This is a genomic window from Actinoplanes sp. NPDC051405 (assembly GCF_055586185.1).
In genome coordinates this window covers 24,995-50,751 of the sequence record NZ_JBVJIR010000019.1, presented here as the reverse complement: position 1 = coordinate 50,751, position 25,757 = coordinate 24,995, and the positions used below count along the sequence as shown (strand labels likewise).

Genomic DNA, 25,757 nt, shown 5'->3' with positions numbered 1-25,757 from the left:
GTCCTACCTCCGCCCGGCCAGCAGCTTGGTCAGGTCGACGAGCCGGTTGGTGTAGCCCCACTCGTTGTCGTACCAGCCGAAGACCTTGACCAGCCGGCCGCGCACCTGGGTGAGGCGAGCGTCGAAGACGCAGGAGGCCGGATCGCCGACGATGTCCGTGGAGACGATCGGCGCCTGCGTGTAGCGGATGATGCCGTGCATCGGCCCGCCGACCGCCGCGGACCGCTCGACCGCCTCGTTGACCTGCTCGACCGTCACGTCGGTGCCGAGTTCGAGCGTCAGGTCGCTGATCGAGCCGTCGACAACCGGGACGCGCAGCGCCACACCGTCGAGCCGGCCCGCCAGCTCCGGCAGGACCAGGCCCACGGCCTTCGCGGCCCCGGTGCTGGTCGGGATGATGTTCACCCCCGCGGCCCGGGCCCGGCGAGGATCCTTGTGCGGCGCGTCCAGGATGTTCTGGTCATTGGTGTACGCGTGCACGGTCGTCAGGAAGCCCCGCTCGAGCCCGAACGCCTCGTGCAGCACCTTGACCAGCGGCGCGACGCAGTTGGTCGTGCAGGAGGCCCCGGAGACGATCTGGTGCCGCACCGGGTCGTAAGTGTCCGCGTTGACGCCGGGCACCAGGGTCGCGTCGACGCCCTTGCCCGGTGATGAGATCAGCACCCGCGACGCTCCGGCCTTGAGGTGCAGCGCGGCGTCGTCCCGGGTACGCAGCTTGCCGGTCGACTCGATGACCAGGTCGACCCCGAGGTCCGCCCATGGCAGCTGGTCGGGTGAGCGCTCCGAGAAGACCGGGATCGTGTGCCAGCCGACGTTCAACGCGTCGTCGGTGTAGCTCACGCCGGCACCGAGGCGGCCGAACGTGGAGTCGTACTCCAGCAGGTGGGCCAGGGTGCCGGTGTCGTACAGGTCGTTGATCGCGACCACCTGGAAGCCCGCGTTCGACAGGTCCTTGTCCAGCAGGGCCCGCAGATAGTTGCGGCCGATCCGGCCGAATCCGTTGATGGCGATGCGGTAGCTCATCGTTGCCTCCAGGCTTGTCGTCCCCTTCACCCTCCCGTCGCGGCGAACGGGGAGGCAGGGTCGAAAGGCCTGGAAGGGTGGTTCTCCCGGCAGGGCAGGCCCTCGGCTCAGCCGTATCGCTCCGCGAGCGCGTTGCCGATGGAGGCCAGGTGGTCCCGCACGCCCGGAGGACCGGTCACTTCGAGCCATTCGATCAGCCCGGCCAGCTCGCCGGCGAGCGCGTACTCGTTGTGGCCGCGGATCACCACCTCGACGCGGCCGTCAGCGGTGGAACCGCCCACCTCGAGCCGGCCACCGAGCATCATCCGGAGCCGGCCCATCCATTCGGGCGCGCACACCGCCTGGAGCTCGACGGGCGTCCGCCTGCGGTCGACCTCGTCGGCGATCTCGCGCCAGCTCTCGGCCAGGTCGAAGTCCTCGGGCCGGTGCACGGGATCGCCGGTCGGGTCGGCGGACGACACGCGGTCGATCCGGAAGGTTCGCCGGCCGGCCTCGGTGGCGGCGACGAGGTACCACGACGGACCTTTGGCGACGATGCCCAGCGGGTGGACGGTTCGCCTGGTCTCGGCGCCTTGGCTGTCGACGTAGCCGAGCTGTACCTGGACACCGCGGATCACCGCGTCCTGCAGTTCGTCGAGCAAGGGCGGGAGCGGGAGCTCGACCAGGCTCGACCCCCAGCGCTGCGGGTCCATGACCAGCGACGACGCTGCCGCCTCGGCCTGCACCCGGAAGGGCTCCGGCAGCGCCCGGACGAGCTTGCGCAGAGCTGCTTTCACGGCCGGCGTCGCGGCCGAGGCCGGGCCGGCCACCAGGAACAGGGCGCGGGCCTCACCCGCGGTCAGCCCGGACAGGTCGGTGCGGGCACCGCCGACGAGGCGCCAGCCGCCGCCCCGGCCCTGCATGGAGTACACGGGCACCCCGGCCATGGCCAGGGCGTCGAGGTCGCGGCGGGCGGTGCGCTCGGAGACCTCCAGCTCCCGGGCGACCTCGGCTGCCGTCACCTGCTCGCGCTGTTGCAGCAGGAAGAGGATGGCCATCAGCCGGTCAGCTCGCATCCGGCAACACTTCCACGAAAACCGGTCATGAGGTGACCGGTTCTCCTCGGCAGGATGGCGCCATGACCTCACCGAACAGTCCTACCGAATTTCCCGAGCCGACCCTTGTTTCTGTCAACGGCGTGGAGCTCGAAGTCTTCGAAGCGGGCCGGCACAATGCGGGACGGCCCATCGTTCTTTGTCACGGCTGGCCGGAGCATGCCTTTTCCTGGCGCCACCAGATGCCCGCCCTGGCCGCAGCCGGCTACCACGTCATCGTTCCGAACCAGCGGGGTTACGGGAATTCGTCCCGTCCGGCCGAAGTGACCGACTACGACATCGCCCACCTGTCGGGTGATCTCGTCGCACTTCTCGATCACTACGGGTACGAGGACGCCACCTTTGTCGGCCACGATTGGGGGGCAATGGTCGTCTGGGGCCTGACCTTGTTGCATCCGCACCGGGTGAACAAGGTGATCAACCTGAGCCTGCCCTACCAGGAGCGCGGAGAAAGGCCCTGGATCGAATTCATGGAGGAATTCCTCGGCGGCGACTTCTACTTCGTCCACTTCAATCGGCAGCCGGGCGTCGCGGACGCCGTGCTGGAAGAGAACACGTTCCGGTTCCTGCGCAACATGTACCGGAAGAACGTGCCACTCGCCGCGCCGGAACCGGGAATGGCGATGATCAATCTCGCCAACGCGGAGACGCCGCGGGGCGAGCCCTTGATGAGCGACAGCGAACTGGCTGTCTTCGTCACCGCCTTCGAGACCTCAGGGTTCACGGGCAGCATCAACTGGTACCGGAACCTCGACCGTAACTGGCGCTTGCTGGCGGACGTGGACCCGATCGTTCACCAGCCCACACTCATGATCTACGGCGACCGGGATGCGGTCCAGCGGTTCGAAAGACTGCCGGACTTCGTGCCTGATGTGGAGGTGGTCAGTCTGGACTGCGGTCACTGGATCCAGCAGGAGAGGCCGGAGGAAACAACCCAGGCGATGCTGATGTGGCTCGCGAAGCCCTGACCCGGCGGGCCATCCGGCCCTGTTGCCCGGGGCGTCGTGCGCGGTACCACCAGAAGGGAGGGCGAACGCACGAGCGGATGAGGGTGAGCCGGATGGCCAGGTACGTCTACGACTTCACGGACGGCAACAAGGACCTGAAGGATCTGCTCGGCGGCAAGGGCGCCAACCTCGCCGAGATGACCCGGATGGGGTTGCCGGTGCCGCCCGGCTTCACGATCACCACCGAGGCCTGCCGCGCCTACCTCCGGACCGGCGCGGTCCCGGCCGGGCTCTTCGCCGAGGTGCAGGAGCATTTGCTGCTCGTCGAGAGGCGAATGGGCAAGAGTCTCGGTGACCCGCGGGATCCGCTGCTGCTGTCGGTCCGTTCGGGCGGCAAGTTCTCGATGCCCGGCATGATGGAGACGATCCTGGACATCGGTCTGACCGACTCCAGCGTGCGGGGACTGGCGGCGCAGAGCGGCGACGAGCGGTTCGCCTGGGACTCGTACCGGCGGCTCATCCAGATGTTCGGCCGGACCGTGTTCGGCGTGCCCGGTGAGGACTTCGAGTCCGAGCTGGCCGCCGCCCGGGCCGGTGCCGGCGTCGCGTCCGACGCCGAGCTCCCGGTCGCGCAGTTGCAGGACCTCGTGCAGGCGTACAAGAAGGTCTTTCTGGCCCACACCGGCCGGGACTTCCCGCAGGCGCCGCACGAGCAGCTGTTCCTGGCCATCACGTCGGTCTTCCGGTCCTGGAACGCCGAGCGTGCCGTGCTGTACCGCCGGCAGGAGCGCATCCCGCAGGATCTCGGCACCGCGGTCAACGTGATGGCGATGGTGTTCGGCAACCGGGGGCCGCACTCGGGTACGGGCGTCGCCTTCACCCGGGACCCGGCCACCGGCCGGCGCGGCGCCTACGGGGACTACCTGTCCAACGCCCAGGGCGAGGACGTGGTCGCCGGGATCCGCAACACCGTCGGGCTACGCGAGCTCGCCGAGCTCGACCCGCGGAGCTACCGCGAGCTGTTGTCGGTCATGGAGCGGCTCGAGCAGCGCTACCGCGACCTGTGCGACATCGAGTTCACCATCGAGCGCGGCAAGCTGTGGATGCTGCAGACCCGGGTGGGCAAGCGTACGGCCGCCGCCGCCTTCGTGATCGCCGCGCAGCTGGTCGACGAGGGCACCATCACGCTCGACGAGGCCCTGCAACGGGTCTCCGGGGAGCAGCTCGCGCAGCTGATGTTCCCCAGCTTCGACACCTCCGCCGCCCCGGCGCCGCTGACCACGGGCGTTGCGGCCTCACCCGGCGCGGCGGTGGGCGCGATCGTCTTCGACTCCGCTCACGCGGCGGCCGCGGACCACCCGGTGATCCTGGTGCGGCCGGAGACCAATCCCGACGACCTGCCCGGCATGATCGCCGCCCAGGGCATCCTGACCAGCCGGGGCGGCAAGACCTCGCACGCTGCCGTGGTGGCCCGCGGCATGGGCAAGACCTGCGTCTGCGGTGCCGACGAGCTGCGCATCGACCTGGCGGCGGAGACGGTCACCGTGAACGGCACGGTGCTGCACGCCGGCGATGTGCTGTCGCTGGACGGCACCACCGGCCGGGTCTATCCGGGTGCCGCGCCGGTGCACCCCTCCCCCGTCGTCCGGTACTTCGAGGGGGAGCTCTCGCCGGCGAACGACCCGCTCTTGGCGGCGGTGCAACGGTTGATGACGCACGCCGACCACGTCCGGCGTCTCGGCGTGCACGCCAACGCCGACACCGGGCCGGACGCCGCCCGGGCCCGCCGGTTCGGAGCCGGCGGCGTCGGGCTGTGCCGCACCGAGCACATGTTCCTCGGCGAGCGGCGTGATCTGGTGGAGCGGCTGATCCTGGCCGACGACGACACCGAGCGGGACGCGGCCCTGGCCGCCCTGCTACCGCTGCAACGGGCGGACTTCGTCGAGCTGTTCGAGGCGATGGACGGGCTGCCGGTCACCGTGCGGCTCATCGACCCGCCGCTGCACGAGTTCCTGCCGGCGCTGGAGGATCTGACCGCCCGCGTCGCCCGCGCCGAGGCGCTGGGCCGCGATCCCGGCCGTGACGCCGTACTGCTGACGGCCGTGCGCCGGATGCACGAGGCCAACCCGATGCTCGGCCTGCGCGGAGTGCGGCTGGGCCTGGTCGTCCCGGGCCTGTTCGCGATGCAGGTGCGGGCGATCGCCGAGGCGGCGGCGCTGCGCGTGGCCGCCGGCGGCGACCCCCGGCCCGAGATCATGGTCCCGCTGGTCGGCGCCGTGCAGGAGCTGGAGACGGTACGGGCGGAAGCCGAGTCCGTGCTGCACGGCATCGACGGCATCCCGCGGATCCGGATCGGCACGATGATCGAGGTGCCCCGGGCCGCCCTGACCGCCGGGGAGATCGCCCACGCCGCGGAGTTCTTCTCCTTCGGCACCAACGACCTCACCCAGATGACCTGGGGCTTCTCCCGCGACGACGTGGAGGGCGCCTTCTTCGGCCGCTACCTGGCGCTCGGCATCTTCGCCGTGTCCCCGTTCGAGACGATCGACAGCGGCGGGGCCGGCGAGCTGGTCCGGATCGCCGTCGAGCGCGGCCGCGCGACCCGGCCGGACCTGACGGTCGGTGTCTGTGGCGAACACGGCGGCGACCCCGCCTCCGTGCGGTTCTTCCACCGGGCCGGCCTCGACTACGTGTCCTGCTCGCCGTTCCGCGTTCCCGTCGCCCGGCTGGAAGCGGGCCGTGCCGCCGGCCCGGCATCAACCTCCGACAGCAGATGAGGAGCACTGTCATGACCACCGTCGCACAACCCGCCGCCGTCACCGTGCTGCCGGTCACCGACGGCGAACGACCGGTCGGTGCCTGGGTCGTCGGACCCGGCGGCGCTACGTTCCGGCCCGTCGTCGACGTGACCCGGCTGGTCGGCGCGGCACTTGCCGCCGTCGGCGCCGCGACCGTGGCCGTCGCCGTGGTGGCCGCGGCCGGCCGGCGGCGGCCGGAGATCGGCGCGGTCACCATGGGCCCGGGCGGCTGGGTCAGCATCAAGCGCACCGCCCTGCCGCCGCTGCGTTCCGGCGCACCCCGGCCCTGGTGGGCGCGGGTCCTCCGGGCACGCCGCCTCGTGCCACAGCGCTGACTCACGGCCCCTCGTGGCCGGGTCCATCGGCCCTGCCCGCGAGGGCGCCGGAGGCCAAGACTCGAGGTGGAGACCAAGCGGAAGGGAAGACGTCATGCGCGCAGCGGTTGTCACCGGCTTCGACCAGCCACTCGAAGTCAAGGAGGTGCCCACGCCGGAGCCGGCGGCCGGGCAGGTGCTGGTCCGGATCGAGGCCAGCGGGCTCTGCCACACCGACATCCACGCCGCTCGCGGCGACTGGCCGGTGAAGCCCACCCCGCCGTTCATCCCGGGCCACGAGGGCGTCGGCATCGTCGAGCGGCTGGGCGCGGACGTCACCGCGCACGCCGTCGGCGACCGGGTCGCGATCCCGTGGCTGGGCCACGCGTGCGGGACCTGCGAGTACTGCGTCACCGGCTGGGAGACGCTGTGCGAGTCGCAGCTCAACACCGGCTACGCCGTCGACGGCGGGCACGCCGAGTTCGCCGTCGCCGACGCCCGCTACGTCGTGGCGGTGCCCAGCGGTATCGACCCGGCCGAGGCCGCGCCGCTGACCTGCGCCGGGGTGACCACGTACAAGGCGGTCAAGGTCGGTGGGGTGACACCCGGGGACCGGGTGGCGATCTTCGGCATCGGCGGGCTGGGGCACCTGGCCCAGCAGTACGCGCAGATCTTCGGCGGCGAGACCATCGCCGTGGACGTGACCGAGGAGAAGCTCGCGCTGGCCAAGAGCCTCGGCGCGGCGCACGTGATCAACGCCGCCACCACCGACCCGGTCGCCGCCATCGAGGCGCTGGGCGGGGCGGACGTGGCCGTGGTGCTCGCCGCCGACCCGCGGGTCATCGAGCAGGCCCACGCGTCGCTGCGCCGCGGCGGCCGGCTGATCCTGGTGTCGCTGCCCAAGGACAACGCGATGTCCCTGCCGATCTTCCAGACCGTGCTGAAGGGCATCCGGGTGATCGGCTCGATCGTCGGCACCCGCGCCGACCTGGCCGAGGTGTTCCGGCTGCACGCCGCCGGGCGCACCCGGGTCCTCCACGAAGCCCGCCGGCTCGACGACATCAACGCCTCCATCGAGGACGTCCTGGCCAGCCGGGTCCCCGCCCGCCTGGTCCTGATGCCGTAGCCGGCTCTCGGACCGGAGGTCCCGGGTGGCTCGGCCGCCCGGGACCTTCGGCCCTGCCCGGGCCCGCCGGCACCGGCCAGGCTGGAAGCAGAGACGAGGAGGAGTCATGGTGCAGGAACGCAGAGATGCCTGGCGCGGATTCACGGGGACGACCTGGCGGGACACCGTCGACGTCGCCGGGTTCATCCATGACAACGTCACGCCCTACCCCGGCGACGCGGCGTTCCTGACCGGGCCGACGCACCGCACGGAGCGGCTCTGGCGGGAACTGCAGCGGATGTTCGTCGAGGAGCGCAAGCGCGGCATCTACGACGTCGACACGCACACCCCGTCGACCATCACCGCGCACGTGCCCGGCTACATCGACCGCTCCCACGAACTGATCGTCGGGCTGCAGACCAGCGCGCCGCTGCGGCGGGCCATCATGCCGGCCGGCGGCCTGCGGATGGTCGAGGCCGGGCTCAAGGCCTACGGGTACGCGCTCGACCCGGCCGTGCACGCCATCTACTCCCGCTACCGCAAGACGCACAACGACGGGGTCTTCGACGCGTACCCGGCGGATGTGCTGGCCGCGCGGCGCTCGCACATCATCACCGGGCTGCCCGACGCGTACGGCCGGGGCCGGATCATCGGTGACTACCGCCGCGTCGCCCTGTACGGCGTCGACCGCCTCATCGCCGAACGCCGGGAGCGCAAGGCCTCGCTGGACGGCCAGTTGTCGAGTGAGGACGTCATCCGCGACCGGGAGGAGCTGGCCGAGCAGATCCGTGCCCTCGGCGAGCTCAAGACCATGGCCGCCACCTACGGCTCGGACATCTCCCGCCCGGCCACGACCGGCCGCGAGGCGATCCAGTGGTTGTACTTCGCCTACCTGGCCGCGACCAAGGAGCAGAACGGCGCGGCCATGTCGCTGGGGCGCACCTCGACGTTCGTGGACGTCTTCCTCCAGCGCGACCTCGACGAGGGCACGCTCACCGAGACCGGCGCGCAGGAGCTGATCGACGACTTCGTGATCAAGCTGCGGATCATCCGCTTCCTGCGGACCCCGGACTACGACCAGCTGTTCTCCGGCGACCCGACCTGGGTCACCGAGGCGATCGGCGGCGTCGGCGCCGACGGCCGGCCGCTGGTGACCCGCAGCAGCTTCCGCTACCTGCAGACCCTCTACAACCTCGGGCCCGCACCGGAGCCGAACCTGACCGTGCTGTGGTCGCCGGCCCTGCCCGAGGGCTTCAAGAAGTTCTGCGCCCAGGTCTCCATCGACACCAGCTCCATCCAGTACGAGAACGACGACCTCATCCGCACCGGCTACAGCGACGACACGGCGATCGCCTGCTGCGTGTCGGCCATGCGGGTCGGCAAGGACATGCAGTTCTTCGGCGCCCGGGCCAACCTGGCCAAGACCCTGCTGTACGCGATCAACGGCGGCCGCGACGAGCTGACCGGCGACCAGGTGGCCCCGGCGAGCCCGCCCGTCACCGGCGACGTCCTCGACCACGACGAGGTGCTCACCGCCTTCGACCGCACCCTCGACTGGCTGGCCGAGACGTACGTGGACGCACTCAACGTCATCCACTACATGCACGACAAGTACGCCTACGAGCGCCTCGAGATGGCCCTGCACGACTACCCGGTGCACCGCTTCCTGGCCACCGGCATCGCCGGGCTCTCGGTGGCCGCCGACAGCCTCTCCGCGATCAAGTACGCCCAGGTCAAGGCCCTGCGGGACACGTCCGGGCTGGTCGTGGACTACGCCGTCGACGGCGAGTTCCCGACCTTCGGCAACAACGACGACCGCGCCGACGCCATCGCCGTCGACCTGGTCGAGCGGTTCATGGCCAAGATCCGCCGCCAGCCGGCCTACCGCGGCGCCGAGCCCAGCCTGTCGGTCCTGACCATCACGTCGAACGTCGTCTACGGCAAGCACACCGGCAACACCCCGGACGGGCGGCGTACCGGCGAACCGTTCGCGCCGGGCGCCAACCCGATGAACGGCCGCGACCGGCACGGCATGGTCGCCGCTGCGCTGTCCGTGGCCAAGCTGCCGTACCGATGCGCCCGCGACGGCATCTCGCTGACCACGACCGTGACCCCCGACGGTCTGGGGCACAGCCGTGACGAGCGGATCGCCAACCTGGCCGGGGTGCTCGACGGTTACACCGACGCGGGTGGCTTCCACCTGAACGTCAACGTGCTGGACCGGGCGACCCTGGAGGATGCCATGGCCCACCCGGAGAAGTATCCGCAGCTCACCATCCGGGTGTCCGGCTATGCGGTCAACTTCGTCCGGCTGACCCGCGAGCAGCAGCACGACGTGATCTCCCGGACCTTCCACGGCTCGCTGTGACCACCATGGCCGCGCCGCTGACCGGCTCCGTCCACTCCTTCGACGTGTCGACCGGAGTGGACGGGCCCGGCACCCGCTTCGTCGCGTTCCTGGCCGGCTGCCCGCTGCGCTGCCAGTACTGCCACAGCCCCGACACCTGGTTCCAGCGCAACGGCCGGCCGACCACCGTCGACGAGCTCGTCACCGAGATCCGCCGCTACGAGCGCTTCATCAAGGTCGCCGGCGGCGGGGTCACGCTCAGCGGCGGCGAACCGTTGCAGCAGCCCGGTTTCGCGCGCGCGGTCCTGACCCGGTGCAAGGAGCTGGGCCTGCACACCGCCCTGGACACCAGCGGCTTCCTCGGCGACCGGGCCGACGACGCCCTGCTGGACGCCGTCGACCTCGTGCTGCTCGACATCAAGTCGGGCGACGAGGACACCTGTCACGCGGTGACCGGGACGGGCCGGCTCGAACCGACGGTCCGCTTCGCGCATCGCCTCGCCTCGCGCGGTATCCCGATCTGGGTCCGCTTCGTACTGGTGCCGGGGCTCACCGACGACCCGGCGAACGTGGACGCGGTGGCCGACCTCGTGGCGGCCGTGCCTACGGTGGAACGGGTCGAGGTGCTGCCGTTCCACCGCCTCGGCGCCGCCAAGTACGCGGCCCTGGGCCTGGACTTCCCGCTCGCCGGCACCGAGCCGCCCGACGCCGAGCTCCTCGACCGGGTCCGCGGCCAGTTCCGCGCCCGCGGCCTCACCGTCCTGTAGGAGCAGTCATGGACACCACGGCAGCCGCGACTCGTGGACTGACCGGCGCGGAGGCCACCGAGCGGCTGGTGGCCGGCGACCCCAGCACGGTGGCCGCGCCCGATTCCCGCCGGCTGCCGCCCCGGATCGGGAGGCAGCTGGCCGATCCGCTGATCGCGCTGCTGCTGGTCGCCGCGTCGTCACCCGCTGCTGGACGATCTGCCCGACACCGCCGTGATACTGCTGGTCGCCACCGTGAACACCCTGATCGGTGTTGGCCACGAGGTCCGGGCGGACCGGGCCACTGACTCCGCTGCAACGGCGGATCGCCGGCCGGCTGCTGGGTGCCGCCGCCGTCGCGGTCTCCGGCCTCGTCTTCGCTCTCGGAGTGCTGGCCGGCGAGCCCGTCGCCCGGATGGCGATCACCGCCGTGAGCCTGGTGGTGGCGGTGCCGGAGTCCCTGCCGGCCGTGGTCACCCTGGCGCTGGCCCTGGGCGCCCGGTGGATGGCCCGTACCCGGGCCGTCCCGCGCCGGCTGCACGCCGTGGAGACCCTCGGGATCCGTGACGGTGATCGCCTCGGACAAGACCGGCACCCTGATCCAGAACCGGATGTCCGTGCCGCAGGCCATCACCGCGGACGTCGCCCGCTACACGGTCTCGGGCTCCGGCTACTCGCCCGATGGTGACGTCCGGCGCGACGGCAGCCCGCACCCGGCCCCCGAGGGCCTCCGGCTGCTCGCGCGGGCGGGACTGTTCCGCAACGACGCCGAGCTGATCCCGCCGGCCGGTGACCGGTCCGACTGGACAGCCGCCGGTAACCCGATGGAGGCCGCCCTCGTAACGCCGGCCGCCCGGTGCGGGCTCGACCCCACACCGGTGCGGACGGGCCTGCCGCGGATCGCGGAGCATCCGTTCGATCAGGCCACCAGGCGGATGACGACCGTGGACCGGTTGAGCGACGGCGACTACCTGGTGGTGTCCAAGGGCGCGCCGGAGAGCCTGCTCGACGCCGGCTCAAACTCGACGCTGCTCGACGCGGCGGCGGAGCTTGCGGCGGACGGACTGCGGGTGCTGGCGGTCAGCGCGGCCCCGGCCCGACCCTGCGGACCCACCGCCGCTGCGCGTACAGAAGCTCGACATCATCGCCGAGCTGCGGCGCCGCGGTGACGTGGCGGATCTACGACAACATCCGCCGGTTCCTGCGCTATGCCCTGTCCGGTGGCATCGCCGAGCTGCTGGTGATGCTGGCCGGCCCGTTCCTCGACATGCCGCTGCCGCTGCTGCCCGGCCGGCTGCTCCGGGCCAACCTGCTGACGCACGGCATCCCGGCGGTGGCGATGGGAGCCGAACCGGCCGAGGCCGGTGTGCCGCGCCGCCGCCCGCGGTCACCGCAGGAGTCCGTCCTCGGCGACGGACTGCCGCGCAGCGTCCTGATCGGCGGCGTGTGCCTCGCGGCCGTCGTGCTGGCCGCCGGGGCGACGGCACCAGCTCAACCGGCCGTGGCAGTCCGTCATGCTCGTGGTGCTCGGGCTGGCTCAGCTGAGCGTCGCGCTGCCCGTGCGGGCCACCCCGGAACCCGGCACCAGGCGCAACTGGTCGCTGCCGGGGGCCGTGGCACTCTCGGCGGTGTTGCAGGTCGCCGGTGTGCTGCTCGCCGCGCTGCGGACCCTGCTGGGCACTGAGGCCCTGACCCTGGCCGAGCTGCTCGCCTGCGCGGCTGTCGCGCCGGTGCCGGCGCCGGGTTGCGCCTCAGCCGCCGGGTCCAGCGGCCCGCGCACTCGTGACATCCGGCTCTGACCAGCGGATACCTCCCGGGCCGACGATGGACTCAGAAGCTCAGCAGAGGAGTGCCGCCATGACCATCAAGAGAATCATCGTCGGATACGACGGGTCGGCCGATGCCCGGGCCGCCGCCCACTGGGCGCTCGACGAGGCCACCCGGACCGGTGCCCTGGTCGAGTTCTTCTACGCCTACGAATGGCCGGAATGGGCGCCGGCGGCGTCGACCATCCCCGCTCCCGCGGTCTGGCCGGACGGCGAGACCGACCGGGCCGTCAAGGGCCGGCTGCACGAGGCCGTCACCGCGGCGCGGCAGACCCACCCCGGCGTCCGCACCGAGATCTCCATCGTGCGGGCCGGCACCGCGTTGACGCTGATCGAGCGTTCCGCCGACGCGAGCCTGATCGTCGTGGGCAGCCGCGGGCACAGTGCTGTGGCCGGGCTCCTCGGCTCGGTCAGTGTCGCCGTCAGCGCGCACGCCCACTGCCCGGTGATCGTGGTCCGCGGCGACGCCGCACGGACGCGTCCGGTGGTGGTCGGCGTCGACGACTCGCCGTCCGCCCACCTCGCGCTCGACTTCGCGGTCGAGCAGGCGATGGCGCGCGGCGTGCCGTTGCGGGTGATCCGCACCTGGCCGCCGGTCACCGGGATCTGGCAGGAGAGTGCCATGGTCACGCGGGCCGTCACGGACGAGGAGCGCCGCCCGCTGGACGAGCTCATCGCCGGCTGGCGCGACAAGTACCCGCAGCTGGACATCACCGCCGAGGCGGTCGTGGACCATCCGGCCAACGCGCTGGCGCTGGCCAGTACCACCGCTCAGCTGCTGGTGGTGGGCACCCGGGGACGAGGCGCCGTGCGGGGTATGGTGCTCGGCTCGGTCAGTCAGCACCTGCTGCACCACTCGGCCTGCACCGTGGCCGTCGTCCGGGAACTTCCCGGAGCCTGACCACGCCGCCGCCCGGGCCGGATCCGCACTCGCGGGTCCGGCCCGGGCGTGTTGCGCGGGGCGGAAGCTCAGGTCGTGGTCGCGGCCCGCATCGCCGCGGAGCCGGCCGTCTCCCGCGCCGGCCCGGAACGCCAGGCGGGCGGGACCAACAGCACCGGGCAGACCGCGCCGCGCATCGCCGCGATGCCCAGTGAGCCGTAGACGAGTTCGGCGAAGCGACCGGTACGCCCCATCCCGGCGACCAGGAGACGGCTCCGCCGGGCCGCCCGCTGCAGGGTGTAGCCGAGGTTGACGTCGTGCACGATCAGCCGCTCGACGACCACATCCGGGTAGGCCCAGGCCCAGCCGGCCAGTGCCTCGGCCAGCTGCCGGTCGGCCATCGACGCCTCCGGACCGGCGGCCGAGGCCACCACGTGCAGAGCCACGAGCTGCGCCTCGAGGCGGGCGGCTTCCTCGTACGCGCAGGCCACCGTCGACGTGGGTCGTGGGCCGGCGGAGGCGGCGAGCACGACGGGTCCGCGCGGCGGGGCGGACCCGCGGCGTACCAGCAGGGGGCAGGCGCTCTGATGGGCGAGATAGGTGGCCGTCGACCCCCAGCTGGGCTGGGTCAGCGCTTCGTCGCGGTGGCCCACCACCAGCAGCCGCGCCGACGCCGATCGCTGGGCCAGCACGGTGGACGCCCGGCCGTGGAGCAGCTCGGTGCCGACCCGCAGCCGGGGCGCCTGGTGGCGGGCCCGCCGCGCGGCGAGGTCGAGCAGGTGCCGGCTGTCCGCCTCGGTCGGCAGCGGGCTGCGGGCCCCGGTCGTGGTGCTGTGCCGGCTCGGCCAGACGTGCACGATGGTCAACGGCGCCTGGCGCCGGACCGCCTCCTCGACCCCGAGATCAACGATGGCCAGGTGTTCCCGGGCCTGGTCGACCGCGACCACGACGGGAAGCTGCTGCGGGTCCGACACGACGGTGTGCATACCTTGAAAGTAGGCGCGGACCGGATCCGGCAGAACGGCCGACGGACCGGGATGGCCGGGACTTTGGTCCGTCTCTCGCCGTGGTACGCGGTCTCCTGGTCCCGTGCCGGACACCACCGGCGACCGGAGATCACCGCTAGGCTTCGGGGCCACCGCGCTCGGCGCTCCGCCGCGATCCCGACAGGAGCAACTCGATGAACCAGGTCCCGGATGCATCCCCGCTCCCGTTCCCCGTGACCGCCTCACCTCCGGATGTGTGGCGGTACGACGACGCGACCGGGACCGTGACCGCCGCCGCCCCGGCCCACACCGACCTCTACATCAATCCCGGCGGTGCCGATGCCGGGGACGCCGAGACCATGCTGAGCGCCGTGACTCTGCTCGGGCTGCCACCCGGCGGCGACTTCCAGTTCAGGGCGCGGGTCAGCGTCGACTTCCGGGCCCAGTACGACGCCGGGGTCCTGCTGCTGTGGGCCGACGAGAAGCACTGGGGAAAGTTCTGTTTCGAGTTTTCCCCGTCCTCGGCGCCCATGGTCGTCTCCGTCGTGACCCGGGGCGTCTCCGACGATGCCAACGCCTTCACCGTCGAGGGCCACGTCATCTGGCTGCGCGTCTCCCGCATCGACCGGGCCTACGCCTACCACGCCTCGCTCGACGGCACGACCTGGCAGCTGGTCCGCGTGTTCCACCTCGGCGACGACCTCGCCGGCCACCGGATCGGCTTCGAAGCCCAGTCGCCTACGGGCGACGGGTGCACCGTGACCTTCGACCAGGTCAGCTTCACCTCCGACCGGCTGGCGGAGCTGCGCGACGGCTCATGACCGCGTCAGCGGTGGGTCCGCTCAGGACAGCATCCGCATGGGTGGGCGGACTACCTGCTCGAGGTCGGCCGCGCCGACGGTCAGCGCCTGGTAGGCGAGCACGGCCGGCGCCCGGGCGGTGGCCGGGTCGCCGCCGTCCTGGTCGGACGGCGGACGGCGCTCGTCCTCGTTCTCGGTGATGGTGATCTCGACCGTCCAGGTACGCCGGCCCTCTCTCGACCGTGGGCCGCCAGGCGCCGCAGCCTGGCCACCGGCAGGTCGCTGAGGCACGGGTGCCGGACGAGCGGATCGGAGACGGACAGGGGTGCCGTGACGCTCCTCCTGACCTTCATCTCCGGTGGGTGTGGCGCGCTGCCGGACCGGCGTGGGGCGGCCAGATCCGGTCGAGCAGGTCCTCGAGCACGGGTCCGGCGATGATCAACAGCGCCAGCATCGCGAGGATCACCAGGATGAGCCATGACATGGCGGTACCTCCCAGGCTTGCCGTACCTGGGTTCATCGTCGCTCGGCCGGCAGCGCGCCGGCAGAGTCGACGGCACCGCCGGCAGAGGACTTTCGGCCCGGTGCCGCAGCGGGTCGCGGGCCGGGTGGCCCCCGCACTCTGGACCTGCCGCACTTCCAGCGGATCGGGGGCCTGGCTGACGATCGGGGAGACCGCCTGGACTCAGCTGGTGCACCACGCCGGCTGCCCGGTGCTGATCCGATGCCTTGAGGAGGCCGTCATGAAAGCGCTTGTGGTCTATGAATCGATGTTCGGCAACACCGAGCAGGCCGCCCGGGCGATCGCCGACGGCCTCGGCGAGAAACTGAACGTGACCCTCGCCGACGTCAGCACGATGCCGCGCGTGTCCGGCATGGACCTGCTCGTGGTCGGCGGACCGACGCACGCGTTCGGCATGAGCCGGCCGTCCACCCGGGAGCAGGCAGCCCAGCAGGGCGAGGTCCGGCCCGGCTCCGCCGAGGTGGGGGTACGCGAGTTCCTCGACACGTCTCCGGCACTGACGGGGGTGCCGGCCGCCGCGTTCGACACCAAGGTCGACAAGCCGTTCCTGCCGGGGTCGGCGGCGCGCCGGATCCAACGGCACCTGCGCCTGCTGGGCTGCCCCATCGTGCTGCCCGCGCGGAGCTTCCTGGTCAGGGACACGACCGGGCCGCTGCAGGTGCACGAGGAGGAGGACGCCCGCCGGTGGGGCGCGACGCTGGCAGCGACGGTCACGGCTGCGCAAGAGACGGCCTGAGGACGGCCGGGCCGATCAGGCGGTCCGTTCGGCCCTGGCGACACGCCGCGAGAACGGCGGAAAGTGAAGGTAAGAGGTGGTAGCGATGACCAGCGGAGTGTCGGTGTACTGGCTGCCCCTCGGCGCCGGCGGGCACCTCGTGCGCTGGAACGGCCGGCTCTACGAGGCGATCGCGGCCCGGCGGGACCATCGGCCTGCGGCCCGGCTCTACCACAGCGCCCTCGAGGTTGTCGTCGGCGCCGATCGCTACGTCATCGAGATGGCACCGGTCTGGGCCACCCGCGCCACCGGCCGCGGCGTCGTTCTGCAAGGTCCGGTCGGCCTGCGCCGACTGGGCCGGTTCACCGCTTTCCGGTACGAGGTCCGCCGGTGGCGTGACGGCGTCGTTCCCGATGCCGCCGAGGCCGTCGACAGCCCGTACCCGGTGAGCGACGATCTCGTCCGCGCACGGGACCTTCTCGACCTCGTGTCGCAGGCGCCGCCGGTCACCTGGGGGCGGGACGAGCTCGGCACCGGTGACATGTGGAACTCCAACTCGCTGGTCGCCTGGCTGCTGGCCCGCAGCGGGCACGACATGACGAAGATCCGGCCACCGGCCGGCGGCCGGCTTCCCGGCTGGCGGGCCGGCCTGGTCCTGGCCGCCCGGCCGACCCCGACGGGAGTCGATCATGATCACTAGAACCGTCCTCAGCCGGCCGTCGAAGGCCGCCCGTAGCTTCGGCTACACCGTCGCGGCGGTCCTCAACGCCGTGCTGCTCCACCTCATCAACGTCCGTCCCGGCTGGCATGCCGTGCCGTTCCTGACCGAGGACACAAGCCGGGTGCTGACCCTGGTCAACCTGTCGCTGGTGGCGGGCATCGTCGCCAACCTGCTGTACGTGCTGTACGACCCACCGCGCTTCAAGGCGCTCGGGGATCTGGTCACCAACAGCATCAGCCTCGCAGTGATGCTGCGGGTCTGGGCGCTGTTCCCGTTCGCGTTCGACGCCCCGGAGTGGACGTTGCTCGGCCGTACCGTGCTGGTCATCGCGATGGCGGGCACCGCCGTCGCCATGCTCGTGCAGGCGATCGCGGCGGCCGGCCTCACCGGGCGCTCAGTGTCACGGCACGCCTGAGGTGACCATCGGCAGTCAGCGTGACCACCTCGCCGACCATCGCCAGGTCGTCCGTGCGGTGGGTGATCAGCAGGACCGTACGGTCGCCGGCCGCCGCCAGCAGGTCGCGGGTCAGCGCCGCCGCCGTCTCGTCGTCGAGGTGTTCGGTCGGCTCGTCCAGGATCAGCACCGGCGAGCCGGCCAGCAACGCCCGGGCCAGGGCGAGCCGCCGCCGCTGCCCGCCGGACAGCGCCAGGCCGTGCTCGCCGACCAGCGTGTCGAGCCCGTTCGGCAGGGAGTCGACCCAGTCCAGCAAGCGGGCCTGCCCGAGCGCCGTGCGCAGGTCGTCCGTCGTGGCCCGCGGCCGGGCGATGCGCAGGTTCTCGCCGATGGTCGTGTCGAACAGGTACGCGTCCTCACTGAGGTAGCCGACGACCCGCCGTACCTGCTCGGGCGCGAGCGTGCGCAGATCGGTCCCGTCCAGGGTGACCCGGCCGGATCGGGGGTCGAGGAAGCGCACGAGCAGCGCCGCCACCGTCGATTTGCCCGATCCGCTCGGCCCGACCAGCGCGACCCGGCTGCCCGGGGCGAGCGTCAGATCGACGTCCCGCAGGGCGGTGTGCCCGGGAGCCCAGCCCGCGGTCACGTTCTCCAGGCGCAGCGTGTGCGGACCGGCGGGCACCTCGAAGGGGTCGGTCACGACGGTCACCGGTACGGGCGCCGCGAAGATCTCGGCGAGCCGGCCCAGGGCTGCTCGCGCCCCGGCCCAGCGTTGCGCGGCCAGGGGCAGGGCTCCCGCGGTCTCGAAGACGGCCAGCGGGGTGAGCACCACGACGGCCAGCAGCTCGCCGGTGAGCTGACCCCCGCGCACCGCCACGGCTCCGGCGGCCAGCCCGACGAGCAGGCACAGGCCGGTGCTCAGGGCGGTGACCGCGGCGGAGACGCCGGTGGCGGTGGCGGAGCGTTGCTCGGCGCGGCGCAACCGGGCGTCCACCTCGTCGAGCCGGGCCAGCTGACGCCGCACCGACCCGTACGCGACCAGGTCGGGCAGGCCCTGCAGCAGGTCGACGGTCGCGGTGGCCAGCTCGCCGCGCAACGGGGCGAGCCGGCCGTCGGCGCGGCGCACGGCGGCGGACTGCAGCAGCGGCACGACGATCCCGGTCAGCATCAGCGCCGCGGCAAGGGTGAGCCCGGCGACCGGCAGCAGCGTGCCGACGAGCACGACGGCGCCGATGCCGACCAGTGCGGCCACGACGTAGGGCAGCAGCACCCTGGTCACCAGTTCCAGCACCGCGTCGACGTCGGTGACGAGCCGCTGCACCAGGTCGGCGCGGCGGAAGTCGGCGAGCCCGGCCGGGGCCAGCTTCTCCAGCCGGGTGAACACCCGGACCCGCAGCTCGCCGAGGATCCGGAAGGCCGCGTCGTGCCCGACCAGGCGTTCGAGGTAGCGCAGGGCGCCGCGGCCGATGCCGCACGCGCGGACGACGACGATGGCGACCATCAGGTGCAGGACCGGCGGGTGCAGTGCGGCCCGCGAGATCAGCCAGGCCGATGTGGCCATCAGGCCGATGCCCGCGCCGGCCGCGCCCACCCCGGCCAGCACGGCGAGCAGCAGGCCGCCCGCGGCGGGCCGCAGGACGGCGAGCAGGTTCATGCCGCCACCGCCGCCGGGGCGAGGCTGATGACCCGGTCGGCCAGGGCGATCAGCTCGGGGCGGTGGGCGGCGATGACGACGGTACGGCCACGCGCGAGCTCCCGCACCGCAGCCATCACCCCGGCGGCCGTGGCGGCGTCGAGGTTGGCGGTGGGTTCGTCGAGCAGCACGATCGGGGCGGCACGCAGGAACGCCCGGGCCAGCGCGATCCGCTGCCGCTGCCCCGCGGACAGACCGGCGCCGTCGTCGCCGAGCAACCTGTCGTAGTCGTCGAGGAAGGCGTCCACCCCGGCCAGGTGTGCGGCCCTGACGACGTCCCCGTCAGCCCCCAGGGCGATGTTCTCGCGGACCGTCCCGGCGAACAGGTGCGGGCGCTGCGGCACCCAGGCGATCCGGGTACGCCACGCGTCGAGATCCACGGACGACAGTGGCACTCCGCCGACGGTGACCCGGCCCGAGGTGGGCCGGACGAAGCCGAGCAGGACGGCCAGCGCGGTGGACTTGCCGCAGCCGCTGGGACCGGTGAGGGCGACGATCTCCCCGGGCTGGATCAGCGCCGAGAGCCGCAGAGCATCCTGCTCTCGGCCGGGGTAGCGCACTACGACGCCCTCGAACGCCAGCGTGCCGGTCGGCGGGGCGGTGGACCCGGCCGCGAGGACGGGCGTCTCGAGGATCTCGAACGCTTCCGTGGCGGCGGCCAGGCCCTCGGCGCTGGCGTGGTAGTTCGCGCCCACCTGACGCAGCGGCAGGTAGGCCTCCGGGGCCAGGATCAGCACGAGCAGCGCGGTCGTCAGGTCCAGGTGACCCGACACCAGCCGCAGCCCGATGCCGACCGCCACCAGCGCGACGGACACCGTGGCCAGCAGTTCCAGCACCAGCGAGGACAGGAACGCCGTCCGCAGGGTGCGCATGGTGAGCCGCCGCTGGTCGGCGCTGATCCGGCGGATCGTGCCGGCCTGGGCGCGGGCCCGGCCGAACAGCTTCAGCGTCGGCAGTCCGGCCACGACGTCGAGGAAGTGGTGCGACAGCCGGCTCAGCAGCCGGAACTGACGGCGGTTGGCGGCCTCGGTGTGCAGACCGACCAGGGCCATGAAGACCGGGATGAGCGGCAGGGTGAGCGCGATGGTCGCGGTGGCGACCAGATCGGCCGGCAGCAGCCGGGCCACGACGATCGCGGGGACCAGGGCGGCCAGCACGAGCTGCGGCAGATACCGCGCGAAGTAGGCGTCGAGCGCGTCGAGGCCCCGGGTCACCAGCGTTGTCACCTCACCCGTACGGGCCGGCTGGTCCGGGCCCCGTGCGGCCAGCCGGGCCAGCAGCCCGCGGCGCAGCTCGGACTTCACGCCGGCGGCGGAACGGGCGGCGGCGACCTCCTGGGCCCAGGCCACAAAGCAGCGCCCGGCCACAACGACAGCCAGCCAGCCGAGCAGCGGCGTCAGCTCGGCGACGTCGGCGACGTCCAGGAACACCGCCGTGATGCCGTACGCGAGCAGCGTCGCCTGCGCGACGATCAGTGCGGCCAGCGCGACCCCGAGAGCGACCGTGACCGCCAGGTACGCCCGCGTGGAACGGGCGTACCGCAGCAGCCGCGGGTCGAGCGGCCTCACACCGGTTCCCGGGTGGACGGCGGCGGCGACATCGGGATGTGCTCGACGGTGAGCCGCTTGCGGAACACCCAGTACGTCCAGCCCTGGTAGGCCAGCACGACCGGGGTGAAGACGACCGCGACCCAGGTCATCACCTTCAGCGTGTACGGCGTGGAGGACGCGTTGTCCACGGTGAGGCTGTTGGCCGCGGCGATGCTGGAGGGCATCACGTCCGGGAACAGCGTCACGAACAGCGCGAACACGGCGAGCACGAGGGTGGCGCCGGTGGCCAGGAAGGCCCAGCCCTCACGGCGTACCTGGGTCGCGACAGCCGCCCCGATCAGGGTGAGTGCGGCCGCGGCCGAGAGCAGCCAGCCGGCCGGGTCGTGGTGGTCGACGGCCGTCCAGAGCAGGAAGCCCCCGGCGATCGCGATCGCCGGACCGGCGATCAGGGCGGCGAGCCGCCCGGCGCGCACGCGCATCTCGCCGCCGGTCTTCAGGGCCAGGAAAACGGCGCCGTGCAACGTGAACAGCGTGAGGGTGGTCAGTCCACCGAGCAACGCGTACGGGTTGAGCAGGTCGAAGAACCCGCCGACGTACTCGTGATCGGCGTCCAGCCGCACGCCGCGGACGATGTTGCCGAACGCGACTCCCCACAGCAGCGCCGGCACCAGGCTGCCGCCGATGATGCAGTGGTCCCAGCGGCGCTTCCACACCGCGTCGTCGCGCTTGCCGCGGTACTCGAAGGCGACACCGCGCAGGATCAGCGCGACGAGGATCAGCAGCAGCGGCAGGTAGAAGCCGGAGAACAGGGTCGCGTACCACTCGGGGAACGCGGCGAAGGTGGCGCCGCCGGCGACCAGCAGCCACACCTCGTTGCCGTCCCAGACCGGACCGATCGTGTTGATCAGCAGGCGGCGTTCGCGGTCGTCGCGGCCCAGCACCGGCAGCAGGATGCCGACGCCGAAGTCGAAGCCCTCGAGCAGGAAGTAGCCGGCCCACAGCACCGCGATGAGGCCGAACCAGACAGTGGTGAGTTCCATCTCGGCCCCTGTTCAGTAAGCGAACGCCAGCGGGCGGTCGGCGTCCTCGTCGGTTGGTGGTTCGACCTCCGGCGCACCGGCCCGGGCGTACTTGAGGAACAGGCCGACCTCGATGACGGCCAGAACGCCGTAGAGGGCGGTCAGCACGATCAGGGAGGTGGCGGCCTCACCGGTGCTGACCGACGGTGAGCCGCTCTCGGCGGTCTTGAAGACGCCGAAGACGGTCCACGGCTGGCGGCCCATCTCGGTGAAGATCCAGCCGAACGAGTTGGCCAGCAGCGGCATGCCGACGGTGGTGACCGCCGCGATCCAGAGCCACCGGTTCGCCGGGGTCCGGCCGCGCCGGGTGGCCCAGAGCGCCAGCAACGCCACCGCCATGGCCAGCGCGCCGAAGCCGATCATCAGGCGGAACGACCAGTACGTGACCGGCACGTACGGCCGGTAGTCGCCGGGACCGTACTTGTCGGCGTACTGCTGTTGCAGGTCGTTGATGCCCTCGACCTCACCGGACGGGCTACCGGTGGCCATGAACGACAGCAGCGACGGGATACGGACGCTGGCCACCTCCTCGCGCCCGTCGAGCGAGCCGATGGTGAACAGCGAGAAGCTCGCCGGCTTCGAGGTGTCGTAGAGCGCCTCGGCGGCGGCCATCTTCATCGGCTGCTGCTCGGTCATGATCCGGGCCTGGAGGTCACCGGTGATCAGCACGCCCAGCCCGGCGATCAGCACGACCCAGGCGCCGAGCCGCAGACCCGGACGGAAGACCTCCTCCTGGTTGCGCTTGCGCAGGTGCCAGGCGCTGACCGCGAGCAGCAGGGCGCCGGCCGTGAGGAAGCAGGCGGTGATGGTGTGCGGGAACGTCACCAGGGTCGTGGAGTTGGTCAGGACGGCCCCGATGCTGTGCAGCTCGGCCCGGCCGGTCTCGGGATTGACCTCGTAGCCGACCGGGTGCTGCATCCAGGAGTTCGCGGCCAGGATGAAGTACGCCGACAGCAACGTCCCGATCGACGCGAGCCAGATCGTGGCCAGGTGCAGCCGCTTCGGCAACCGGTCCCAGCCGAAGATCCACAACCCCAGGAACGTCGACTCCAGGAAGAAGGCGAGCAAACCTTCGATGGCCAGCGGCGCGCCGAAGATGTCCCCGACGAAACGCGAATAGTCACTCCAGTTCATCCCGAACTGGAATTCCTGCACGATGCCGGTGACCACGCCCATCGCGAAATTGATCAGAAACAACTTGCCCCAGAATTTCGTGGCGCGCAGGTAATGCTCCTTGCCGGTCCGCACCCAGGCGGTCTGCAACCCGGCGACGAGCGCCGACATCCCGATGGTGATCGGCACGAAGATGAAGTGGTACACGGTGGTGATGCCGAACTGCCATCGGGCCAGATCGAGCGCATCCACGGGAATGTCCTTTCCACGGCTGCGCTCGATTCTGCGGATCTTCACCGCCGCACCTGCAGGGCCGAAGGTCCCGTCCTGCCGGCAGGTGGTCCCGTGCGGGCCGGATCAGCACGTCCGCTGCCCCGACCCGTCGGGCGATGACTTTCGGCCCTGAACCCGGGCGCTGCCCGCTGTCAGGATCGGGTGGACATCGCCCGAGACAGGGTCACTCGAAGGGGACGCGTGATGGACGCTCGACCACGGGACCGGCATGGTGACCCTGGAGGTGCGCGGCCGGCGCACCGGCCGGACCGTCTCGCTCCCCCTGGTGCCCGTCGAGTATCGCGGCGGGCGCTACCTGGTGGCGATGCTCGGCCCCGGCACCGCCTGGGTCGCCAATGTCCGCGCGGCCGGTGGAGCTGCCGCCCTGCGCACCGGCCGCCGGATCCCTGTCCGTCTCGACGAGGTCGACGTGGCGGAGCGCGGGCCGATCCTGCAGCGCTACCTGCAGGTGGCGCCGGGTGCGCGCCCGCACATCCCGGTGGACCGGCACGCCGGCGCCGAGGCCTTCGCGGCGATCGCCGCGCGGTTCCCGGTCTTCCGGATCAGTGCCGGGGCAGAACCCGGCGGGCCAGGCGACCGGCCGACCGGTACGGACGACGCGATCGCGCCCCCTGACGAGCCCGCGCGGTGATCAGGGCCCGCGCCACGAACAGGGCGGCCACCGCGACGAGCTGACCGCCCAGGACGATCCGGTTGACGTCGACGACCGGCCGCCAGTCGACCTTGCCGTCGTGCAGGACGAACACGCCGAGCGGTTTGGCCGACACGCCCAGGCCTCCGCCCGTACCCCCTTGCTCCTGGCCCGGCCCGGTCATGCCGGTGCCGCCGCCTCCGCCCGCACCGCCGCCGACCCGGGCCACCGGCACCACGATCGTGTCTCCCTGGGTGATCGGGGTGCCGAAGACCTTGTCCACCGTGACGTTGCCGACGGCCTCCCGCAGGGTGTCCAGCAAGCGTGTCTCGTTCCTCGTCGTGACAGTCATGACTACCAACGCCTCTCCTGGTCTCGTCGCGGCCGGCGCCGGGTCACTTCGACGTCGGTCAGCTGACCACGAAACTCGTGACCGACGACCGCCCGTAGGAGCGGATCACGATCTCGTACGCCCACACCCGGTTGCCCCACTTCGGGAAGTGCCAGCCCTGCGGCGGCCGGGTGATGCCCCGGACGGCCCCGGACAGCCGGCCCGTCGTGGTGATGCCGAGCCGGCGGCCGTCCGGGTGGGCGAAGGTCAGCTTCGTGCCATTGAGCGGCGCCGACACCAGCGTCCACGCGGGGTCGAGGTGGAAGTACTGCCGCCACAGGCTCTTGGCCGGGAACGAGTCGCTGACCTTCATCGTCCGGGTGTCCCGGTTGACGTTGACGCCGCGGGTGTGGCTGATTCCGAACATGGTGTCCTGCACTGTCCAGTTGTGCGCCGGGCCCTGGATCACACTTGCCGTCACCTTACCGCCGGCGCTGGTCACCGTGCCGCCGTCGGGCAGCGCCACGTTGTGACTGTAGGCCGACAGTTGATACGCGCGGTAGTTGTCGGCGGCGTGGTAGCTGAACCGGCCCGGACCGACCAGGACCCGTACGCCCGCCGCGGTGAACGTCACGCCGCCGGCCCGGTCGTGCTGGCCGTGCGCCCGCCGGGCCGGGCCGTACCGCAGGCTGTAGTAGACGGTCTGCGGATCCGTCCACGACCAGCGACCGACGGTCCAGCCGGTCTGGTCGTCGCGCAGCACCCGGGGCGTGCTCAGGGTCGCCGCGGCGCCGCGGATCTCGTCGGAGTCGCCCACCTGCACGATGACGCCGTCGGGCTCGGTCAGCCACTGGTACGCGGTGCGGGCCTTCCCGACCAGCATGTCGACCGTGGCAGCGGCGGCCTCCGACCCGGGCGTGCCCGCGAGCACCGGCACCGCGTTGGCCCACAGGGTGGTGTTGACCCCGTGATACATCGACGACTGCTCGTAGGAGAGGCCGCGTGCGGAGAACGACTGCGGCGCCTCGCTGGTCATCCGCCTGACGGCGGTGGTCTTCCAGGACGGTACGGCGAGCAGATCACTGCCCCGGGCCAGTTGCAGGTTGGCCATCAGGCCGTGGTTGTGCACCGAATAGTTGGGCGGTCCGTAGTACCGGGGGCCGAGCAGGACCCGGGCGTCCGCGGTCATGCCGGGCCGCAGCAGCTCGGAGGCGGTCAGCGCGTACAGGCAGTTCTCCGTCTCCAGGCGCCGCAGCGCCGTGCCCTCGTCCCAGCCGTAGTTGTTGTTGCCGGGGTCCGGGTTCTGGCGGTGGAAGGCGACCGCCTGGGCGACCAGCGCGGCCAGCGACTGCGTCTGGCCGTCGATCGCCGCGCGCCGGGCCAGCGGCTTCATCCACATCAGGCCCTGGTACTGCAGGCGCCAGGTCACGTCGGCCACCGGCGGGTTCTTCCAGGACGCGGCGGGTATGGCGCCGACCGTGAAGGCGGGCGCCGGCGGCATGCTCACCACGATCGGCCGGCCGTCGGGCACCGGGTCGGCGGCCGCGGAACCGCAGCGGGCATCGGCGGTCGGATCGGCGGCTCGCTGCCCTTCGGGCGGGGGGCCGTAGATCTCGTCCAGGGCGTCGATGTCGTCGACCGCGGCCGGGTCCAGGGTGATCACGTGCGTGTCTTTCGGGTCGGCCCCGGCCGGAACCGCTCCGAGCAGAAGTGCGGTGAGCGCGAGGACAGCGCCTGCCGCAGCGGATCTGTGCATTTCCTCGTCACCATCCCCTCAGGACTGGATCCGGCCACCCCGTGATCAACCGAATGCAGCAAGAAAGATCGTCCTTATGGGGAATTGAACG

The 25,757-nt window shown here is 71.9% G+C and carries 25 protein-coding genes and 2 pseudogenes; 16 read left to right on the top strand and 11 right to left on the bottom strand.

What is annotated here, in order from left to right:
* Positions 1-3 precede the first annotated feature (3 nt).
* Both gap and ACZ6S4_RS34220 read right to left on the bottom strand, forming a co-directional pair.
* The gene (gap, locus tag ACZ6S4_RS34225; protein ID WP_465478874.1) at positions 4-1,023 is read right to left on the bottom strand and encodes a type I glyceraldehyde-3-phosphate dehydrogenase; all 1,020 of its coding nucleotides are present in this window, start codon (positions 1,021-1,023) and stop codon (positions 4-6) included.
* Positions 1,024-1,130: 107 nt separating this feature from the next.
* Positions 1,131-2,078 (bottom strand): helix-turn-helix transcriptional regulator, encoded by a 948-nt coding sequence (locus ACZ6S4_RS34220; RefSeq protein WP_465478873.1) that lies wholly within the window; start codon positions 2,076-2,078, stop codon positions 1,131-1,133.
* Between the two features lie 62 nt (positions 2,079-2,140).
* Between ACZ6S4_RS34220 and ACZ6S4_RS34215 the strand changes: the two genes are divergently transcribed.
* From ACZ6S4_RS34215 to ACZ6S4_RS34165, 11 genes and pseudogenes are all read left to right on the top strand, one after another.
* Positions 2,141-3,085 (top strand): alpha/beta fold hydrolase, encoded by a 945-nt coding sequence (locus ACZ6S4_RS34215; RefSeq protein WP_465478872.1) that lies wholly within the window; start codon positions 2,141-2,143, stop codon positions 3,083-3,085.
* A gap of 92 nt (positions 3,086-3,177) precedes the next feature.
* Entirely contained in the window at positions 3,178-5,841 is a 2,664-nt protein-coding gene (gene ppdK / locus ACZ6S4_RS34210) for a pyruvate, phosphate dikinase (protein WP_465478871.1), read from the top strand.
* Positions 5,842-5,852: 11 nt separating this feature from the next.
* Positions 5,853-6,197 (top strand): hypothetical protein, encoded by a 345-nt coding sequence (locus ACZ6S4_RS34205; RefSeq protein WP_465478870.1) that lies wholly within the window; start codon positions 5,853-5,855, stop codon positions 6,195-6,197.
* A 94-nt stretch (positions 6,198-6,291) separates the two neighbouring features.
* Entirely contained in the window at positions 6,292-7,302 is a 1,011-nt protein-coding gene (locus ACZ6S4_RS34200) for a zinc-dependent alcohol dehydrogenase (protein ID WP_465478869.1), read from the top strand.
* Positions 7,303-7,408: 106 nt separating this feature from the next.
* Entirely contained in the window at positions 7,409-9,649 is a 2,241-nt protein-coding gene (gene pflB, locus ACZ6S4_RS34195; RefSeq protein ID WP_465478868.1) for a formate C-acetyltransferase, read from the top strand.
* A gap of 5 nt (positions 9,650-9,654) precedes the next feature.
* The gene (gene pflA / locus ACZ6S4_RS34190; RefSeq protein WP_465479023.1) at positions 9,655-10,395 is read left to right on the top strand and encodes a pyruvate formate-lyase-activating protein; all 741 of its coding nucleotides are present in this window, start codon (positions 9,655-9,657) and stop codon (positions 10,393-10,395) included.
* A gap of 253 nt (positions 10,396-10,648) precedes the next feature.
* Complete coding sequence (locus ACZ6S4_RS34185; protein ID WP_465478867.1) at positions 10,649-11,062, top strand: hypothetical protein; 414 nt, start codon at positions 10,649-10,651, stop codon at positions 11,060-11,062.
* Positions 10,944-11,543 carry a hypothetical protein gene (locus ACZ6S4_RS34180; protein ID WP_465479022.1) on the top strand — a complete coding sequence of 200 codons (600 nt, stop codon included), beginning with the start codon at positions 10,944-10,946 and terminating at the stop codon, positions 11,541-11,543. The genes ACZ6S4_RS34185 and ACZ6S4_RS34180 overlap by 119 nt, the downstream gene beginning before the upstream one ends.
* A 74-nt stretch (positions 11,544-11,617) precedes the next feature.
* Positions 11,618-11,806 (top strand): annotated as a pseudogene (locus tag ACZ6S4_RS34175) (cation transporting ATPase C-terminal domain-containing protein); the annotation flags it as partial.
* Between the two features lie 73 nt (positions 11,807-11,879).
* Positions 11,880-12,173, top strand: a pseudogene (locus ACZ6S4_RS34170) (cation transporting ATPase C-terminal domain-containing protein); the annotation flags it as partial.
* Between the two features lie 58 nt (positions 12,174-12,231).
* Entirely contained in the window at positions 12,232-13,101 is an 870-nt protein-coding gene (locus ACZ6S4_RS34165) for a universal stress protein (protein WP_465478866.1), read from the top strand.
* A gap of 68 nt (positions 13,102-13,169) precedes the next feature.
* Here the strand turns inward: ACZ6S4_RS34165 and ACZ6S4_RS34160 are convergent, their stop codons facing one another.
* On the bottom strand, positions 13,170-14,066 hold the full coding sequence (locus tag ACZ6S4_RS34160; protein ID WP_465478865.1) for a universal stress protein: 897 nt from the start codon (positions 14,064-14,066) through the stop codon (positions 13,170-13,172).
* Between the two features lie 194 nt (positions 14,067-14,260).
* Here ACZ6S4_RS34160 and ACZ6S4_RS34155 point away from each other — a divergent pair, with 194 nt between their 5' ends.
* On the top strand, positions 14,261-14,887 hold the full coding sequence (locus tag ACZ6S4_RS34155; protein ID WP_465478864.1) for a DUF1349 domain-containing protein: 627 nt from the start codon (positions 14,261-14,263) through the stop codon (positions 14,885-14,887).
* Between the two features lie 21 nt (positions 14,888-14,908).
* Here ACZ6S4_RS34155 and ACZ6S4_RS34150 read toward each other — a convergent pair whose 3' ends face one another.
* Together ACZ6S4_RS34150 and ACZ6S4_RS34145 are read right to left on the bottom strand one after the other, a co-directional pair.
* Positions 14,909-15,157 carry a hypothetical protein gene (locus tag ACZ6S4_RS34150; protein ID WP_465478863.1) on the bottom strand — a complete coding sequence of 83 codons (249 nt, stop codon included), beginning with the start codon at positions 15,155-15,157 and terminating at the stop codon, positions 14,909-14,911.
* A 58-nt stretch (positions 15,158-15,215) separates the two neighbouring features.
* Complete coding sequence (locus ACZ6S4_RS34145; protein ID WP_465478862.1) at positions 15,216-15,350, bottom strand: hypothetical protein; 135 nt, start codon at positions 15,348-15,350, stop codon at positions 15,216-15,218.
* Between the two features lie 259 nt (positions 15,351-15,609).
* Here ACZ6S4_RS34145 and ACZ6S4_RS34140 point away from each other — a divergent pair, with 259 nt between their 5' ends.
* From ACZ6S4_RS34140 to ACZ6S4_RS34130, 3 genes are all read left to right on the top strand, one after another.
* Positions 15,610-16,125: a flavodoxin family protein gene (locus ACZ6S4_RS34140; RefSeq protein WP_465478861.1), complete on the top strand. Its 516-nt coding sequence runs from the start codon at positions 15,610-15,612 to the stop codon at positions 16,123-16,125.
* Positions 16,126-16,210: 85 nt separating this feature from the next.
* Positions 16,211-16,804: a hypothetical protein gene (locus ACZ6S4_RS34135; protein WP_465478860.1), complete on the top strand. Its 594-nt coding sequence runs from the start codon at positions 16,211-16,213 to the stop codon at positions 16,802-16,804.
* Entirely contained in the window at positions 16,794-17,240 is a 447-nt protein-coding gene (locus tag ACZ6S4_RS34130) for a hypothetical protein (RefSeq protein ID WP_465478859.1), read from the top strand. The genes ACZ6S4_RS34135 and ACZ6S4_RS34130 overlap by 11 nt, the downstream gene beginning before the upstream one ends.
* On the opposite strand, the gene cydC is transcribed toward ACZ6S4_RS34130, so the two are convergent.
* From cydC to ACZ6S4_RS34110, 4 genes are read right to left on the bottom strand one after another with little or no spacing between them, the layout of a single operon-like run.
* Positions 17,209-18,873, bottom strand: coding sequence for a thiol reductant ABC exporter subunit CydC (gene cydC / locus ACZ6S4_RS34125; RefSeq protein WP_465478858.1), 1,665 nt, complete (start codon positions 18,871-18,873; stop codon positions 17,209-17,211). The genes ACZ6S4_RS34130 and cydC overlap by 32 nt on opposite strands.
* Positions 18,870-20,480 (bottom strand): thiol reductant ABC exporter subunit CydD, encoded by a 1,611-nt coding sequence (cydD, locus tag ACZ6S4_RS34120; protein ID WP_465478857.1) that lies wholly within the window; start codon positions 20,478-20,480, stop codon positions 18,870-18,872. The genes cydC and cydD overlap by 4 nt, the downstream gene beginning before the upstream one ends.
* Positions 20,477-21,502: a cytochrome d ubiquinol oxidase subunit II gene (cydB, locus tag ACZ6S4_RS34115; RefSeq protein WP_465478856.1), complete on the bottom strand. Its 1,026-nt coding sequence runs from the start codon at positions 21,500-21,502 to the stop codon at positions 20,477-20,479. Before cydB ends, cydD begins: the two co-directional genes overlap by 4 nt.
* A 12-nt stretch (positions 21,503-21,514) precedes the next feature.
* Positions 21,515-22,906: a cytochrome ubiquinol oxidase subunit I gene (locus tag ACZ6S4_RS34110; protein WP_465478855.1), complete on the bottom strand. Its 1,392-nt coding sequence runs from the start codon at positions 22,904-22,906 to the stop codon at positions 21,515-21,517.
* Between the two features lie 250 nt (positions 22,907-23,156).
* Here ACZ6S4_RS34110 and ACZ6S4_RS34105 point away from each other — a divergent pair, with 250 nt between their 5' ends.
* Positions 23,157-23,579, top strand: coding sequence for a PNPOx family protein (locus tag ACZ6S4_RS34105; protein WP_465478854.1), 423 nt, complete (start codon positions 23,157-23,159; stop codon positions 23,577-23,579).
* Here the strand turns inward: ACZ6S4_RS34105 and ACZ6S4_RS34100 are convergent.
* Both ACZ6S4_RS34100 and ACZ6S4_RS34095 read right to left on the bottom strand, forming a co-directional pair.
* Positions 23,491-23,901, bottom strand: a complete 411-nt coding sequence (locus ACZ6S4_RS34100; RefSeq protein ID WP_465478853.1) for a spore germination protein GerW family protein — start codon at positions 23,899-23,901, stop codon at positions 23,491-23,493. The two genes, ACZ6S4_RS34105 and ACZ6S4_RS34100, sit on opposite strands and share 89 nt — an antisense overlap.
* A gap of 88 nt (positions 23,902-23,989) precedes the next feature.
* Positions 23,990-25,666, bottom strand: coding sequence for a heparinase II/III family protein (locus ACZ6S4_RS34095; protein WP_465478852.1), 1,677 nt, complete (start codon positions 25,664-25,666; stop codon positions 23,990-23,992).
* Positions 25,667-25,757: the final 91 nt, after the last annotated feature.

What these genes read in the sequence shown, in the direction of transcription:
- gap (WP_465478874.1), bottom strand. Translation starts at nt 1,023, where the DNA reads ATGAGCTACCGCATCGCCATCAACGGATTCGGCCGGATCGGCCGCAAC.
- ACZ6S4_RS34220 (WP_465478873.1), bottom strand. Translation starts at nt 2,078, where the DNA reads ATGCGAGCTGACCGGCTGATGGCCATCCTCTTCCTGCTGCAACAGCGC.
- ACZ6S4_RS34215 (WP_465478872.1), top strand. Translation starts at nt 2,141, where the DNA reads ATGACCTCACCGAACAGTCCTACCGAATTTCCCGAGCCGACCCTTGTT.
- ppdK (WP_465478871.1), top strand. Translation starts at nt 3,178, where the DNA reads ATGGCCAGGTACGTCTACGACTTCACGGACGGCAACAAGGACCTGAAG.
- ACZ6S4_RS34205 (WP_465478870.1), top strand. Translation starts at nt 5,853, where the DNA reads ATGACCACCGTCGCACAACCCGCCGCCGTCACCGTGCTGCCGGTCACC.
- ACZ6S4_RS34200 (WP_465478869.1), top strand. Translation starts at nt 6,292, where the DNA reads ATGCGCGCAGCGGTTGTCACCGGCTTCGACCAGCCACTCGAAGTCAAG.
- pflB (WP_465478868.1), top strand. Translation starts at nt 7,409, where the DNA reads ATGGTGCAGGAACGCAGAGATGCCTGGCGCGGATTCACGGGGACGACC.
- pflA (WP_465479023.1), top strand. Translation starts at nt 9,655, where the DNA reads ATGGCCGCGCCGCTGACCGGCTCCGTCCACTCCTTCGACGTGTCGACC.
- ACZ6S4_RS34165 (WP_465478866.1), top strand. Translation starts at nt 12,232, where the DNA reads ATGACCATCAAGAGAATCATCGTCGGATACGACGGGTCGGCCGATGCC.
- ACZ6S4_RS34160 (WP_465478865.1), bottom strand. Translation starts at nt 14,066, where the DNA reads ATGCACACCGTCGTGTCGGACCCGCAGCAGCTTCCCGTCGTGGTCGCG.
- ACZ6S4_RS34155 (WP_465478864.1), top strand. Translation starts at nt 14,261, where the DNA reads ATGAACCAGGTCCCGGATGCATCCCCGCTCCCGTTCCCCGTGACCGCC.
- ACZ6S4_RS34145 (WP_465478862.1), bottom strand. Translation starts at nt 15,350, where the DNA reads ATGTCATGGCTCATCCTGGTGATCCTCGCGATGCTGGCGCTGTTGATC.
- ACZ6S4_RS34140 (WP_465478861.1), top strand. Translation starts at nt 15,610, where the DNA reads ATGAAAGCGCTTGTGGTCTATGAATCGATGTTCGGCAACACCGAGCAG.
- ACZ6S4_RS34135 (WP_465478860.1), top strand. Translation starts at nt 16,211, where the DNA reads ATGACCAGCGGAGTGTCGGTGTACTGGCTGCCCCTCGGCGCCGGCGGG.
- ACZ6S4_RS34130 (WP_465478859.1), top strand. Translation starts at nt 16,794, where the DNA reads ATGATCACTAGAACCGTCCTCAGCCGGCCGTCGAAGGCCGCCCGTAGC.
- cydC (WP_465478858.1), bottom strand. Translation starts at nt 18,873, where the DNA reads ATGAACCTGCTCGCCGTCCTGCGGCCCGCCGCGGGCGGCCTGCTGCTC.
- cydB (WP_465478856.1), bottom strand. Translation starts at nt 21,502, where the DNA reads ATGGAACTCACCACTGTCTGGTTCGGCCTCATCGCGGTGCTGTGGGCC.
- ACZ6S4_RS34105 (WP_465478854.1), top strand. Translation starts at nt 23,157, where the DNA reads ATGGTGACCCTGGAGGTGCGCGGCCGGCGCACCGGCCGGACCGTCTCG.
- ACZ6S4_RS34095 (WP_465478852.1), bottom strand. Translation starts at nt 25,666, where the DNA reads ATGCACAGATCCGCTGCGGCAGGCGCTGTCCTCGCGCTCACCGCACTT.